This is a genomic window from Paenibacillus phytohabitans, assembly GCF_013141775.1.
Lineage (GTDB): Bacteria > Bacillota > Bacilli > Paenibacillales > Paenibacillaceae > Paenibacillus_AQ > Paenibacillus_AQ phytohabitans.
The window spans coordinates 67352-81444 of record NZ_WHOB01000048.1; the positions used below are offsets into that span (position 1 = coordinate 67352).

A 14093-nucleotide genomic window follows, 5' to 3' on the forward strand; every position below is an offset into this window, starting at 1 on the left:
ATGCAACTCCCGATGTTAATATCCTCAAAAGACGCTGCCCCTTATATCCCCTAGACTAAAGAGGCAGACATAACAGAAGGGGGTAACAGAAATGAAGAAAGCGCTTAATACAGCAATGACACTGATGCTTGTTCTGGGGATTGTATCGGGGTGCAGCTCCGGTTCAAATGGAAATACGCCAAGTGAGGGCGCAAGCAGCAAGCCGGCGGAAAGTGCGGCAGCAGCTTCGACTGAAGGCCCGGCCCAAAAAGTGGAGCTGAAGGTATTCATGAGCTTCCCGCGTTTTAAGGATCAATTCGATAAGTATTTCGAGCAATTCAAGGCCAAGGAGCTGGCGGAGAAAAATATTGATGTCACCGTCAAGCTGGAGATGCCGAACCCGGATCAGGCCAAGCAGATTCTGGAGACCCGGATGGCCTCAAATGATGCGCCGGATGTATTCACCCTCCATGCGATTGCGGATGTGCCCCGGTATTACAAGGCCGGCTATCTAAGCGATCTGTCGGATCAGGACTTCGTACCGAAGCTGTATGACAGTGTCCGGCAGACCGTTACCTATGATGATAAAGTTGTAGCCCTTCCGCTGGAGAGCCTGTCCTGGGGTTATCTGTACAACAAACAAATCTTCAGCGAGCTCGGCATTCAGCCGCCGCAGACACTGGATGACATGCAGGCAGCGATTGACAAGCTGAATGCAGCCGGGATTAAGCCGTTCGAGCTGAGCTTCCAGGAATCGTGGATTCCACAGCTGATGATGGCGCTGTCTCTAGGAGGCATCGTATCCTCCGAGCATCCGGACTGGGTGGAGAAGATGAACAAAGGCGAAGCCTCCTATGCCGATGTGAAGGATGTTTTCAACATTATTGATCTGATTATGGCTAACGGCACGGATAAACCGTTTGAGGTGGGCAGTGCGGCAGGCTCAACAGATTTTGCTAATGGCAAAGCGGCGATGTGGGTGCAGGGACCGTGGCAAGCGGAATCCATCCTCAAGGCCAATCCTGATATGGAATTTGGTGTGGCTCCGCTGCCTGTCAGCAACGATCCGGCTGCTACGCAGATCAATCTGGCGACCTCGACCTCCCTGGCGGTATCCCCCAACAGCAAGAACAAGGATGTGGCGCTGGATCTGGTGAATTATGTGCTGGATGACCAGGATTCATCGGCGCTGTTTGAGGAGCTGAAATTTAATCCGGTCGCGAAGCAGCACACCTACAATACCTATCCGTGGGTGACCGAGGCCAGCTCTTATGTCTCCGAGGGCAAGGCTTATCTGGATCTGTCGCTCCCGAACGGCGTAACCGATGAGACAGCCAAGCTGCTGCAGAGCTATTACACCAAGGGGGTAACCCAGGAGGAGTTCGTTAAGACGCTCGACAAGACCTGGGCCAATGCGGTAAAAGCAGGCAACTAAGGAAACCCAGAAACAGCATAGGAGTGATAGAGATGAGTGGTAGCAGTAAAAGCAAACAGTCGCTCATTCTGCTGGCCTTCGTGTTTCCCGCCCTGCTGTTCTACGCCGTATTCATGCTTGCTCCCGCCTTCGGCGGGGCATGGTACAGCTTCACGGACTGGAACGGATTGAATCCCGCCTACCATCTGGTGGGATTCGCCAATTACATCGAAGCGCTGACGGATGATGCTTTTTTCATCGATTCAGTCTGGTTTACCCTGAAATTTGTAGTGTTTATGGTCGTGCTGCAGAATGTGCTGGCGGTGCTGCTGGCGGTACTGATCGAATCACGCCGGCGCAGCAAGGCCTGGTTCCGGACGATCTTCTTCATGCCCAACATGATGAGCATGATTATCGGCGGCTTCATGTGGCTGTTTATTTTCACCAAAGCACTGCCTTATATCGCTGAGCATGCGGGCCTGGCTTTTCTGGACCAGTCGTGGATCGGCGACCCGAAATACTCCTTTCTGGCGATTGTCATTGTCTCCCTGTGGGGCGGCGTAGGTTACCTGATGGTGATCTATATTGCGGCGCTGCAAGGGGTACCGGATTCGCTCAAGGAGGCGGCTGCAATCGACGGCGCGAACAGCTGGCAGACCTTCCGCAGCATTACGCTGCCCATGGTCTATCCGGCTGTAACGATCGGTATCTTCGTGACGCTGAACAGCTCGTTCAAGGCCTTTGATGCCGTGTTCGCGCTCACCGGAGGCGGGCCGGGGAGGGCGACGCAGGTGCTGGCGCTGAATATTTTTGAAGAAGCGTTCAAGATGAGCGGCCGCTACGGCTACGCCAGTGCCAAGGCGATGATCCTGTTCCTGGTGGTCCTGGTGATCACGCTGATACAGCTGAGCATTATGAAACGAAGAGAGGTGGAGGCATGAGTACCGTCCGGTTGAATTCAACATCTAAGTCCGGTATTGCGGAGCGGCGCAGATTGTCTTCGTTTATCGTCTTTCTTTTCCTGCTGGCAGGTGCCGTAATTACGCTCTTTCCGATCTACATGGGGGTGCTCAACTCTCTGAAGACGGAAGGGGACATGATGAATAATATTCTGGCCATTCCGAGTAAGCTGGAATTCGGCAACTATAGTGATGCTTTTGAGAAAACCAATTTCCTGCGCAGTCTCGGCAATACCGTGGTGGTCGCAGCTACCGGCCTGGTCGGCATTATTCTATTCTCGTCCATGGCCGGCTATAAGCTGTCCAGAACACCCGGCAGACTCAGCACGTTCCTGTTCAACCTGTTCGTCCTGTCGATGCTGATTCCGTTTCATTCCATTATGATCTCGCTGAATCGGATCTCCATGAAGCTGGCGGTGCAGGGCACAACGGTCGGCCTCGGCCTGATCTATATCGGGCTTGGCGTGTCGATGGCCATCTTCCTGTACCACGGATTCGTCAAATCGGTCCCCCGGGATCTGGATGAGGCGGCGGTGATCGACGGCTGCGGGGAGGTCAGGCTGTTCACTACGATTATTTTTCCGCTTCTGCTGCCGATTACGACAACTGTGGCGATTCTCAACCTGCTGTGGATGTGGAATGACTTTCTGCTGCCGCTGCTCATGCTCACGGATGCCGATCAATATACACTGCTGCTGTCCACCAACATGCTGTTCGGACAATATGGCAATAATGACTGGTCGGCGATTCTGTCTTCGCTGGTGCTGACCATGCTGCCCGTTGTAATTCTATATCTGCTGCTGCAAAAATATATTCTGAATGGCATTGCCGAAGGCGCCGTCAAAGGGTAAAGGGAGGAAATACAAATGATTCACCCGGACGATCATGAAGTAAGCGGGTTTCTCTATGCAGACGGACACCGCTTAAGAAACGGGGATGGGCGCGAGCTGCTGCTGCGCGGTGTAGGGCTTGGAAGCTGGCTGCTGCCTGAAGGGTACATGTGGCGTTTCCCGGAACAGGGAGACCGTCCGCGCCGGATCGAAGCGATGATTACAGCGCTTATTGGTGCTGACGGGGCGGAGGCGTTCTGGGAGACCTATTATGACCGCTATGTGGCCGAAGCGGATATTGCGCGGATTGCCGCAGAAGGCTTCAACTCGGTCCGGATTCCGATTAATGCCCGCTATATCCTGCGGGAAGAAGAGGGAGTGTCCGGCTGGCATGAGGAGCATCTGGTGCGACTGGATCAGGTTATCGGCTGGTGCAGGGAGCACAGAATCTACGCCATTCTGGATCTGCACGGAGCACCCGGCGGCCAGACCGGAACGAATATCGACGACTCCGCGCGGGATGTGCCGGAGCTGTTCACGGATGAACGCAACAAGCAGCTGACTATCGCCATCTGGCGGATGCTCGCCGGGCGGTATAAGGATGAATGGATCGTTGCGGGCTATGACCTGCTGAACGAGCCGCTGCCGGATTGGTTCTCGCAGTACAATGATCAGGTGATGCCGCTGTACCGCGAGATTATTGTGGCTATCCGGGAGGTTGATGCCCGGCATATGATTATTCTGGAGGGTGTGCACTGGGCGACGGACTGGTCGATCTTCGAGGGATTGCCGGATAATAAGCTGCCGGATGATAATGTAATGCTGCAGTTTCACAAGTACTGGAACAACCCCGATACCGAGAGCATTCAGAAGTATCTGGACGCAAGAGAGCGGCTGAATGTGCCGCTGTTCATGGGCGAGGGCGGAGAGAACAATAAGGACTGGTACGCCGGTGCTTTTCGCCTGTTTGAGGATCACGGGATCTCCTGGAACTTCTGGACCTGGAAAAAGCTCGACACGGATAATTCCCCCTGTTCAATCGTTCTTCCGCAAGGCTGGCATAAGCTGGTCGGCTATCTGGAGGGAGGCGTGAAGCCGGAGCGTGTGGAGGCACAGGGGATTCTGGACGAGTACTTGCTTAATCTGAGCCTGGACAACTGTGTGTACCATGCGGACGTTGTCCGCTCGCTGTTCCGGCGGCTGCCGGTGCGGATTCCTGCTATTTTTTATGGCTACAAGGGGAGCGGTCTCAGCTTCGGGAGAGCTTCCGGCAGGCAGGCTGCGGCAGGCACCGGCTTCCGGGAGGAGGACGGAATGGACTTCCGCTTCGTGGAGGGAGACCGGACGGTACCCAATTTCCAGCACGGCCGCGGACAGGCCTGGCTGCCTGAGGAGAGGCTGTGTGTCAGCTTGACCGAGGGCGACTGGGCGGCGTATGAATTTACGGTTGCGGGCCGGGATTCGGAGCGGCTGAGGCTGGGGGACAAGGAGGGCTTGCGGGAGCGGCAGGAGTCACGGGACTCGGAGGATGCGCCAGAGTTGCAGAGCTTGGAGGAACCGGGGGACACGCAGGAGTCGCAGGACACGCGGGTCTTGGAGGAGTCGCAGGACACGCAGGGCTCGGAGGATAGGCAGGATTCGCTGGCTCTGGAGCTGCGGGTCCTGATGAGCGGGCCGGACAGTGAGCTGCTGGTGAAGCTGGACGGTCAGGAGATCGGCCGAATTCACGGTGCTGCCTCGGACTTCGGGCAGGACTGGCAGACGGTGCGGATTCAGAGCGGCCAGCGGCTGGAGGCCGGAAGCCATGAGCTGACAGTCAGCGCTGCGGCTGGTGCGGCATCCCTGGAGTGGCTGGATTTGCGGTAGTGCAAAGGTGCTGTAAAGGTACAACATGAAGGTACAGTAAGGATGCAGCGAAGGAACGGTGAGGGTACGGTAAAGGTACAATGAGAGTGCAGTAAAGGTAGAGTAAAGGTACAGTAGAAGTACAGCAAAGGTACAAAGAAAGTACAGTATGCATGCAGAGAAGGAACGGCGAGGGTGCAGTAAAAGTAGAGTAAATGGTAGGGGAGAGGTAATGTAAGAATAGAATATAATTAGAGTGCAGGTAAAATAGAGGTACAGCGAAGGTACAGTAAAGGTACAGTATCGGAACGCAGACAAGCATGCCCGCCTGCGCTAACAGGATCATTCAGCTAATGTGATAAGGCTCGTAAATTGCGTTTCCGCAGTTTACGGGCCTTTTTGTATGCAGTAATACTTTGTTACTTAGGTACCTTTGTTACCTCAGGAATTTCCTCATTCATCCGCTTTCCGCGGCAGGAGCGAGTGACTTTTTGTGAAATCCTGCACAAAATACAACATTTTCTGCCTAATATCGATTCAAATCCAATATTGTTGTATCTAATGCAACATTTTTCCTGTTTCAGACGGCTTAGCCGGATTATTCTTGTATTTTATACAACAATCCTCCCGAACACTGAGCTATCCATGAATCAAAGTTGTAAAACGTACAACAATTTTGTCTTCAGTACTTCTAGAGTGTCTCCATTTAGCCGGCAACGAATCACGCGCATGGAATTGACGTATTCCGCCAGTCCTACAGCGATCATTCGGTAACTTGTCGGGTTGTTGTCTTTAGTGCGGCCCAGATAGATTGGAGTTGAAACTGTAATGCAGGTTATTGCTGTTTCATGTTCCCGACAGACCGGCTCAATCCGAATAGTAATATTGTTCTATCAATCCCTTAAATCCGTTCATGGCTGCGCCGCGGTTCCCTTGTTATTCTTATCTTGTAAACGATATCAATGCAAAGAGGTGAATTCCTTGTGGCGCATTTCCCGGCTCCCCTGAACACTGCCGCAATGCCGAAGAGCGCATACAGAGCTAAGGTGTGGAAGCGCATATGGAGCATGCGTATCCTGTATCTCATGCTGCTTCCCGGTGTGGCCTACTACATTATTTACAAGTATATACCCATGTACGGAGTGCTGATTGCCTTCAAAGATTATGACATTTTGAGCGGGATTGTGCGCAGTCCGTGGGCAGATCCCTGGTACAAGCATTTTCAGTTTTTTTTCGAATCGCCTTATTTCAGTCAATTGCTCACGAACACCTTCCTGATCAGTCTGTACAAAACAATCTGGGGAACGATTCCTGCCATCGGCGTGGCTCTGCTCATTCATGAAGGCCGCAGCCTTTGGCTGAACCGGATCGTACAAACGCTGAGCTATATGCCCCATTTTCTGTCCTATGTCATTATCTACGGCATTGCAATTGCCTTTCTGTCGGAAACCTCAGGCCTCGTCAACCGCTGGGTGGTGGAAGCGGGCGGGAACGGCATTCCGTTTCTGACCTCGACAGCGTATTTCCGCAGTGTGCTGGTGGGAACCGATGTCTGGAAGGATCTTGGCTGGGGGGCTATCATTTATCTGGCGGCCATGTCCAGCATTGATGCTACTCTGTATGAAGCGGCCCGCATTGACGGCGCGGGAAGGCTGCGCCGGATCTGGCATGTGACACTGCCCGGCATCCGCTCCGTGATTATCCTGCTGCTGGTGCTGAAGGTCGGCTCCGCACTGGATGCCGGTTTCGAGCAGATTTACATTATGTACAATCTCCAGGTAATGCCGGTGGCAGATATTATTGATACCTGGGTATTCCGGGTAGGCTTGGAGCAACTGAATTTCAGCCTGGCGACAGCGGTCGGATTGTTTAAATCCCTGATTGGACTTGTGCTTATCTTCCTGTCTAATAAGCTGGCCCGGAGATGGGGGGGCAATCTATGGTAAGCCACGGAAACGAACGCTATTTCGATTATTTCATTAATATTCTGCTGATTTTGCTGGCTGTGATTTCCGTCTTTCCCCTGCTGTATGTGTTCGCCGTATCGATTACGCCATACAGCGAGGTGCTGCGCAACGGCGGTTTCGTACTGATTCCCCGCCGGATTACCTTTGAGGCTTATAAGGCGCTGTTTGGAATGGATGCCATTCCCCGCGCCTTCCTCGTGACCAGCTTCGTTACGGTAATGAACACGCTGATCAATCTGGTCCTGACGGTGCTCATGGCCTACACCTTGAGCCGCAAGCATCTGGTGGGCCGCAGCTTCTTCATCTTCCTGATCGTGTTCACCATGATGTTCGGCGGCGGCTTGATCCCGACCTACCTGGTCGTAAAGGGAACCGGCCTGCTCAACACGATCTGGGCGATGATTATTCCCGGGGCGATGTCTACCTGGAATGTGCTTGTGGTCAAAACGTTCTTCGAAAGCCTGCCCGAAGAACTGTTCGAATCGGGACGGATCGACGGTGCGGGCGAATTTACAGTGCTGCTGCGGCTGGCCCTGCCGCTCTCCATCCCGGTGCTGATGACCATCGGCTTGTTCTGTGTCGTAGGCAGCTGGAATACCTTCTTCAGCGCCGTCTACTATATTACTGACCCCGGCTTGAATCCGCTTCAGGTCATCATCCGCGGTCTGTTATTATCCTCCGAGCAAATGGAATATAATGCGGACATTGTACTGCCGACAACGACCTTGCAGATGGCTTCGGTAGTGGCGGCAAGCCTGCCGGTCATCGTGGTCTATCCCTTTGTGCAGAAGCATCTGACAAAAGGCATGCTGATCGGTGCCGTGAAGGGTTAACGGATTGTTCCCGGCGCTGTTCAAACGCTGGCAGCGCCGACTCAATACAACATTTGTTATACGAAAGGGGAGTATCACTATGAAACACAAGAAGCGTATTCCTGCTGTACTGGCCTGTGTATTAACAGCGGGCCTGCTGCTGTCCGCCTGCGGAGGAAGCCCGAAATCAGATTCTTCATCTACGAAGGGGCCAGGCTCATCAACAGACGCTCCGGCGGACGCCCGGGCGGAGAAGGTAGCTATCGAGGTCATGCGGGTCGGCTGGAACACCACCACCCAGATGCCCAAAGAACAAGATAACTTCGTGAAGAAGACGCTGGATGAGAAACTCAATATTGACCTGAAAATGACGCTGACCTCTTCAGCGGATGAATTCATTCAGAAGCTGAATATCCGGGCGGCGGGCAGCGACCTGCCCGATGTGATCCTCTTCAATGGGCGGAATGAGTTCCAGGAATATGTCAAGAAGAACATTCTGCTTGATCTGGAGCCGTATAAGGAGAAATTGAAGCCCGCAGCGGATGCCATCGGAGACAATGTGTACAGCCGGGTGGAGGTTAACGGCAAGCATTACGCCATATCGCTTAATCCCCAGAGTAACTGGAATTTATTCTGGGTGCGCAAGGATTGGCTGGATAAGCTGCAGCTGCCGGTTCCTGAGACCCTGGATGAAGTGTTTGAGGTTGCGAAAGCGTTTACCGATCAGGACCCGGACGGGAATAACAAGAAAGACACGTTCGGGATCACAGGCAGCCTCGGCACTCTGGTCCATTTGATCAACCTGCAGCATGGCGTCGCCGACGCGCTGTATATCAAGGACGGGAAGATGGTCAACGGCATGTTCGAGCCGGAAATGAAGGAAGCGCTGGCTTATACTCAGAAGGTTCTGAATTCCGGCGTGGTTGATCCGGAGATTGCCAGCAACAAGGGCGACAACGCCAAAGACAAAGCATTCCAGGGCAAGGCCGGCATTATCATCAGCGACTGGACGCAGATTATGAAGGACAATGAAGTGGAGAAATGGAAGGGCGCCAATCCGGATGCGGAATTCCTGATGCTGAACAAGCTGCAGGGACCCAAAGCGAACATCCTAGCCGCCATGGATAAGTCCAGCGTATCCGGCATCGTAGCCATCTCGCGCCAGGCCGCCCAAGACGAAACCAAGCTGAACCGCATTTTTGACCTTATCAATTATACGGCCTCCGGTGAAGGATCCGAGCTTGTGCAGTTTGGCCAGGAAGGTGTACATTTCACCAAAGAAAACGGTAAGCCGGTCATTACGGACCGGTCCGCAGAGGCGGCATTCACCTGGGTCTACCAGCTGGCCGGCCGGCCGGAAGCGGAATATCTGAGCACCAAATTTGCCAAACAGATTGACTATATTCAGGCGAGCGAGCAGGTTGAAGTGCTGGATACCTACAACGGGTTTGTTGTTTTCCCGCAGAACTACAACGCAGCCGACGCCGACCGCTTCAAGAATGAGGAAATGCTCAAATTCCAATACGGCAAAACAAAGCTGGAGCAATACGACAGCTTCCTGGAGAAGCTGAACACGACCTTCAAGTACCAGATCTTCCAGGACAGCGCCATGAAACAGCTGCAGGAGCTGGGTTATGCGGAATGAACAGGATAAACCTGCGGAAGCCGGAAGTTGTGATATACTGTAGCATGAATTTACGGTAACGATAACCGGGAGGGAAGACGATGGGAGGCTGGAAACGCATATGGCCACAAAAGTTCAGAGACCGCTTGTTTGCCGCTGTTGTGATCTTCCTCCTGCTGCCCTTTTTCCTGCTGCAAATCTATAATTACCGGATGATGGAACGGACCGTATCCCGTGAGTTTCAGGAAAAGGCAATCGAGCAGCTCAACGTGGTTAACGACGCCTTGAACAACGAGATCAATAAAGCTTTCCTCTATTATGTGTACCTGGAGCGGGACCCTTATACCCGCTCCGTATTGCTGTATCCGGGACAATTCAATCCTGCGGAGAAAGCGGTATTCCTGCAAAGCACCGCCCGTCCGGCATCGCTGGAGTTGCCCGCCCAGATTACTGTCACGCTGGCTGACCGGTCCGGAACGGTGTACCGCACCGACGGGCTTGTGCAGACCGGGCTGGAGCATGCCGATTTTGTCTCGGAGAGCGGGTTTGCCGGACTCGGTGCTGAGGGAGACTCCTTCCGCTGGGTGACCGGCGAGGATTTGTCCATGTATGCTGTATTGCTCGATAAATGGCAGCAGCCGTTCGGTTATCTGCGGATTAATTTTTATTATGACGGCTGGCTTGCTGAAGCGTCGCGGGATCTGCTGCTCCAGCAGCATTATGTATTGATGGACCAGGGAGGCCAGTTGCTCAATTCCTCCGATTACTTCCGGGCAGTGGACCGCACGGCCATCCAAGAAATGATCCGCGTTCCGGAAAGAGAGGAACCTATGCAGCGGGTTGATTATGAGAGCTCGTCGATTCTGACGATCAGCCCGCTCTACAATCTGGATTGGTATCTGGCAGCGTCCATGCCGCTGAATACTTATCTTGGGAATATGAAGGAACTGCGGGAGCAGAATTTCAATTTCTCCCTGCTGTTGTCCGGCGGCTTCCTCCTGCTTACCTTCCTCATCGCCGGTGCCATGTCCCGGCCCATCGCGCTGCTCCGGCGCAAGATGGCGTTATCCGCACAGGGGGAATTGAATACACGGGTGGAAGAATCCTTTTTCCATGGAGAGATGAGGGATCTGGCGGCAACGTTCAATACGATGATGACGGATATCGGCGGATTGCTGCAGAAGCTGAAGCTGGAGGAACGGCAGAAGGAAGCGCTGCATTACCAGATGCTGACCGCCCAGATGAATCCGCATTTCCTGCTGAACACGCTGAACACGATCAAATGGATCGCCTATGAAAAGGAAGAGGATGAACTCGCGGAAATATCGATTTCATTGGGCAAATTGCTGGAAACAAGCCTGTACTCGGATGTAGAGCTGATTCCCTTGCAGAATGAGCTGGATCTGTTGCAGGCATATGTATATATCCAGAATATCCGCTATGAGGGCAAAGTAAGGGTCACTCTGGATGTGGAGGAAGGGCTGGCCTATGCTCTTGTTCCGAAGCTGGCGCTGCAGCCGCTGATGGAGAATGCCTTCAAACACGGCTTCTCCACGCTGCAGGAGGATGCCCGGGTCTCTGTCCGGGCAAGGAGATCGGGACGCACGCTGATTCTGGAGCTGGAGGACAACGGTGTCGGCCTTGCCCGCGCCGGGGAACACCCGGAGCTCCGCACGCGCAAGGGCATCGGAATCGCCAACATCCGCCAGCGCCTGCAGCTGCTGTTCCGGGAAGATGGCAGTCTCGTTCTTCTGGAGGGGGAGAAGGGGACAATGGCACGCATCACCATCCCGTTATTGATTGCAAATCCTTTTCAATCCGGAGGTGTAGAGCATGTGGAAAATTCTTCTGGTTGAAGACGAGCCGTTTGTCCGGCGCAAGCTGCTTAAACTGGTGGACTGGGAAGCTTATGGCTTCAGTGTGGCAGGGGAGGCTTCCGACGGAGAGGAGGCTCTGCAGCTGATGCATCAGCTGAGACCCGATCTTGTCATTGCCGACATTCTTATGCCCCGCATGGATGGCCTGGAATTGCTGCGGCAGACGCGCCATGCCGGGCTGGACAGCCGGTTCGTCATGCTGACCTGCATGGGTGAGTTCGAATATGCCCGCAAAGCGCTGGAGCTCGGAGCCAGCGGGTATGTGCTCAAGCTGTCGCTGAGTATCCCGGAGCTGCAGGAGATACTGCTTAAGATCGGCGAAGAATTGTCAGCGTCGCGCAGGCAGCGGCATGCGCTGCTGGGGCAGGCATTCGACCGCTATTATCCCCTCGTCTGGGAGGCGGTGAAGGCGGGGCAGGAGACAGCGCCTCCAGCGCCTCCGGCATCTTACCGGCGGCTGCTCATGATCTCCTGCATCGGGACCGCCCGGCCGCTGCTGGAAGCCGTTCTGGAGGCCTGCCCGCCAGACACCTGGATGGAGGAGGTGTGGACCGGTTCTTTTACGGCAGACGGCTGTACGACCTGCTTCTTCTGGTCTGACGGCAGCCTTAGGCTGCCCGGTAAGCTTGCAGCGGGCCTGCCCGTTCCGGCTGTGGCCTGCGGCGGTCCGGTTCCGCCCGGTCTCATCCATGCGGAGTGGACCCGGCTCTACCGGCAGCTAAACGACCTCTGGTACGAAATTAAGGGCGAAGCTCCGGCAGACGGCAGCGGAGCAGAGTCCGCTTCTACATCTGCCGCCGGGCCCGAGGCGGCCGGAGAGCCGAAGCTTCCGCCTATATGGGTCATGGAGAAGGAGATTGTTCTGGCCTTTGCCCAGCGGCGGAGCGCGGATATGCAGCGTACGGCCTGCGCGATGTGGGAAACGCTGCGGGCAAGCCGGCTGCCCTTCTGCCTGGTGATGGAGAAGGCGGAACGCCTGGTACGGACCTTTGCCGAAATCGGCAATCCTCCTCCGTCCGGTGCCGCTCAGCGTCTGCGCGAAGCGGCCACCCACCGGGAGCTGCTCGCTTGCTTTTTGGGTGTGGCGGATGAAATGCAGGTGCGCATGGCCGCAGCGGAGGGGATAACAACCAATCATCCCGAAATCAACCGTGTGCTGGAATACATCCACAGCCGTTTTGCCGAGAACATCACTCTGCGGGCGGTCGCCCGTTATGTCGCCATGGAGGAGCATTATCTCAGCGGGCTTTTCCGCCTGAAGACAGGGGAGACGCTCATCAACTACCTGCAGCATGTGCGTGTGAAGAAAGCCCGGCGCTTACTCCGCGAAACAGACTTAACCGTTAATGAAATCGGCCGCAGCGTCGGGTTCCCGAACGATAATTATTTTATCAAAACGTTCAAGAAATGGTCCGGACAAACCCCAGGGACCTACCGCAGGGATGAAAGGGGGATCGGAGACGGTGCACCCGCCTCAGGCGAGGCCAGTCTAGATCCCAAGCGCACTTAGCAGGGGCCATTCAGCAGAGTTATTGCAAAAGGCCCCCTTATTTTCGCCAGGTGCAAAAATAAAGAAAGCGCTATACAACTTTTGATAACACGTGTTATACTCTCGGTGAGGTGCTGATATATGAGCAAAAAAAGAGTGACCAGCTTTGACGTAGCCAAGCGGGCAGGCGTGTCCCGCAGTGTGGTATCTGCAGTGCTGAATGATACTCCCGGCATCGGGGTTGGAGCCGAGACGCGCGAAGCCGTGCTGGAAGCCATCCGCGAGCTGAATTACCATGTGGACGCCGGAGCGCGCAGTATGAAGACGGGAAGAAGCATGACGCTTGCCGCTTTCGGTGATACGCGTCATCCGCTGTTCACCCGGCTGCTGGAAGGCATGCAGCGGGAGTGTGAGCTCAGCGGGTATCATATTCTGCTCTGCTCTCCACGCCATAAGGGGAACGCCAACGGCAGGGCCGAGCTGCTGGAGCTGTATCACCAGCGGAAGATTGACGGGATAGTGACGCTGGATCATACCAGCTACCACGATGAGGAGTGGGCTTCCCGCATAGGGAATGCCGGAATCCCCTATGTTTCTGTGGAAGGGTATGCAGAAGTACCCGGTGTGTTTTCCGTGCTGGCCGATTATTCGGGCAGTGTGGAGACGGCGCTGAATTATTTGCTGCGGGAGGGTACACCGCAGCAGCCCGGCCCGGTCTATGCCGAGGTATACCATGAGCATAGTGCGGATAACTGGGCAGAGCGGAACCGCCGCGATGCCTATACCGGCTGGTGCAGTGCACACGGGATGAAGCCAATCGTGATCCGGCTGGAGGAACACCATGGCGACTGGACAGCGTGCCTGCAGAGGTTGGCGGATAGCGGTCCGCAGCATGCGCCGCTGCTGGTTAATTGGTCAAGCGCGATTCCCGACCTGTACCGGGCGGCTCACAAGCTTGGCCTGCGCATTGGTGAAGACGTGCGGATCATGGCGGCAGATAATACGATTCAGGGCCACCGTCTTAGCCTGCCGTCTCTAAGCTGCGTAGAAATCCCTTATGTGAGTATGGGGGAGGAAGCTGTGCGCTGCTTACATATGCAGATGAACGGCGGGATGGGAGCAGGTCAAGCAGAGAAGATTTGGCTGCCGGCCGTATTACGGGCAGGAGAAAGCGCGTAGCATGGGTTGTGCAGGGGATTAGGGAACGGCTTAACCTGTGAAATTGTGGGTTGGTAGCGGCAGATGAAGCTGGTTGGTATGCGTTGTAACATCATTTTTACCAGCGAACGGTACCATC

General features: G+C 54.7%; 10 protein-coding genes. All 10 read left to right on the forward strand.

Annotation, left to right across the window (positions count from 1 at the left end):
- The first annotated feature begins 91 nt into the window (after positions 1–91).
- The 10 genes from GC101_RS16700 (at position 92) to GC101_RS16745 (ending at position 13975) form a co-directional block, all read left to right on the forward strand.
- A complete protein-coding gene (locus tag GC101_RS16700) occupies positions 92–1414 on the forward strand; it encodes an ABC transporter substrate-binding protein (protein WP_171718158.1) in 1323 nt (440 codons plus the stop codon).
- A 32-nt stretch (positions 1415–1446) separates the two neighbouring features.
- Complete coding sequence (locus tag GC101_RS16705; protein ID WP_171718159.1) at positions 1447–2334, forward strand: carbohydrate ABC transporter permease; 888 nt, start codon at positions 1447–1449, stop codon at positions 2332–2334.
- Entirely contained in the window at positions 2331–3203 is an 873-nt protein-coding gene (locus GC101_RS16710; RefSeq protein WP_171718160.1) for a carbohydrate ABC transporter permease, read from the forward strand. Before GC101_RS16705 ends, GC101_RS16710 begins: the two co-directional genes overlap by 4 nt.
- A 15-nt stretch (positions 3204–3218) precedes the next feature.
- The gene (locus tag GC101_RS16715; RefSeq protein WP_246354371.1) at positions 3219–5048 is read left to right on the forward strand and encodes a glycoside hydrolase family 5 protein; all 1830 of its coding nucleotides are present in this window, start codon (positions 3219–3221) and stop codon (positions 5046–5048) included.
- Between the two features lie 998 nt (positions 5049–6046).
- Positions 6047–6973, forward strand: coding sequence for an ABC transporter permease (locus GC101_RS16720; protein ID WP_171718197.1), 927 nt, complete (start codon positions 6047–6049; stop codon positions 6971–6973).
- Positions 6967–7827 carry a carbohydrate ABC transporter permease gene (locus tag GC101_RS16725; RefSeq protein ID WP_171718161.1) on the forward strand — a complete coding sequence of 287 codons (861 nt, stop codon included), beginning with the start codon at positions 6967–6969 and terminating at the stop codon, positions 7825–7827. The genes GC101_RS16720 and GC101_RS16725 overlap by 7 nt, the downstream gene beginning before the upstream one ends.
- A 79-nt stretch (positions 7828–7906) precedes the next feature.
- Positions 7907–9451: an extracellular solute-binding protein gene (locus tag GC101_RS16730; protein ID WP_171718162.1), complete on the forward strand. Its 1545-nt coding sequence runs from the start codon at positions 7907–7909 to the stop codon at positions 9449–9451.
- Between the two features lie 80 nt (positions 9452–9531).
- Positions 9532–11286, forward strand: coding sequence for a sensor histidine kinase (locus tag GC101_RS16735; RefSeq protein ID WP_171718163.1), 1755 nt, complete (start codon positions 9532–9534; stop codon positions 11284–11286).
- The gene (locus GC101_RS16740; RefSeq protein ID WP_171718164.1) at positions 11264–12817 is read left to right on the forward strand and encodes a response regulator; all 1554 of its coding nucleotides are present in this window, start codon (positions 11264–11266) and stop codon (positions 12815–12817) included. Before GC101_RS16735 ends, GC101_RS16740 begins: the two co-directional genes overlap by 23 nt.
- Positions 12818–12937: 120 nt before the next feature.
- Entirely contained in the window at positions 12938–13975 is a 1038-nt protein-coding gene (locus GC101_RS16745; RefSeq protein ID WP_171718165.1) for a LacI family DNA-binding transcriptional regulator, read from the forward strand.
- The last annotated feature ends 118 nt before the right edge of the window (positions 13976–14093 follow it).

Coding starts and splice junctions, on each gene's coding strand:
- GC101_RS16700 (WP_171718158.1), top strand. CDS start 92: ATGAAGAAAGCGCTTAATACAGCAATGACACTGATGCTTGTTCTGGGG.
- GC101_RS16705 (WP_171718159.1), top strand. CDS start 1,447: ATGAGTGGTAGCAGTAAAAGCAAACAGTCGCTCATTCTGCTGGCCTTC.
- GC101_RS16710 (WP_171718160.1), top strand. CDS start 2,331: ATGAGTACCGTCCGGTTGAATTCAACATCTAAGTCCGGTATTGCGGAG.
- GC101_RS16715 (WP_246354371.1), top strand. CDS start 3,219: ATGATTCACCCGGACGATCATGAAGTAAGCGGGTTTCTCTATGCAGAC.
- GC101_RS16720 (WP_171718197.1), top strand. CDS start 6,047: ATGCCGAAGAGCGCATACAGAGCTAAGGTGTGGAAGCGCATATGGAGC.
- GC101_RS16725 (WP_171718161.1), top strand. CDS start 6,967: ATGGTAAGCCACGGAAACGAACGCTATTTCGATTATTTCATTAATATT.
- GC101_RS16730 (WP_171718162.1), top strand. CDS start 7,907: ATGAAACACAAGAAGCGTATTCCTGCTGTACTGGCCTGTGTATTAACA.
- GC101_RS16735 (WP_171718163.1), top strand. CDS start 9,532: ATGGGAGGCTGGAAACGCATATGGCCACAAAAGTTCAGAGACCGCTTG.
- GC101_RS16740 (WP_171718164.1), top strand. CDS start 11,264: ATGTGGAAAATTCTTCTGGTTGAAGACGAGCCGTTTGTCCGGCGCAAG.
- GC101_RS16745 (WP_171718165.1), top strand. CDS start 12,938: ATGAGCAAAAAAAGAGTGACCAGCTTTGACGTAGCCAAGCGGGCAGGC.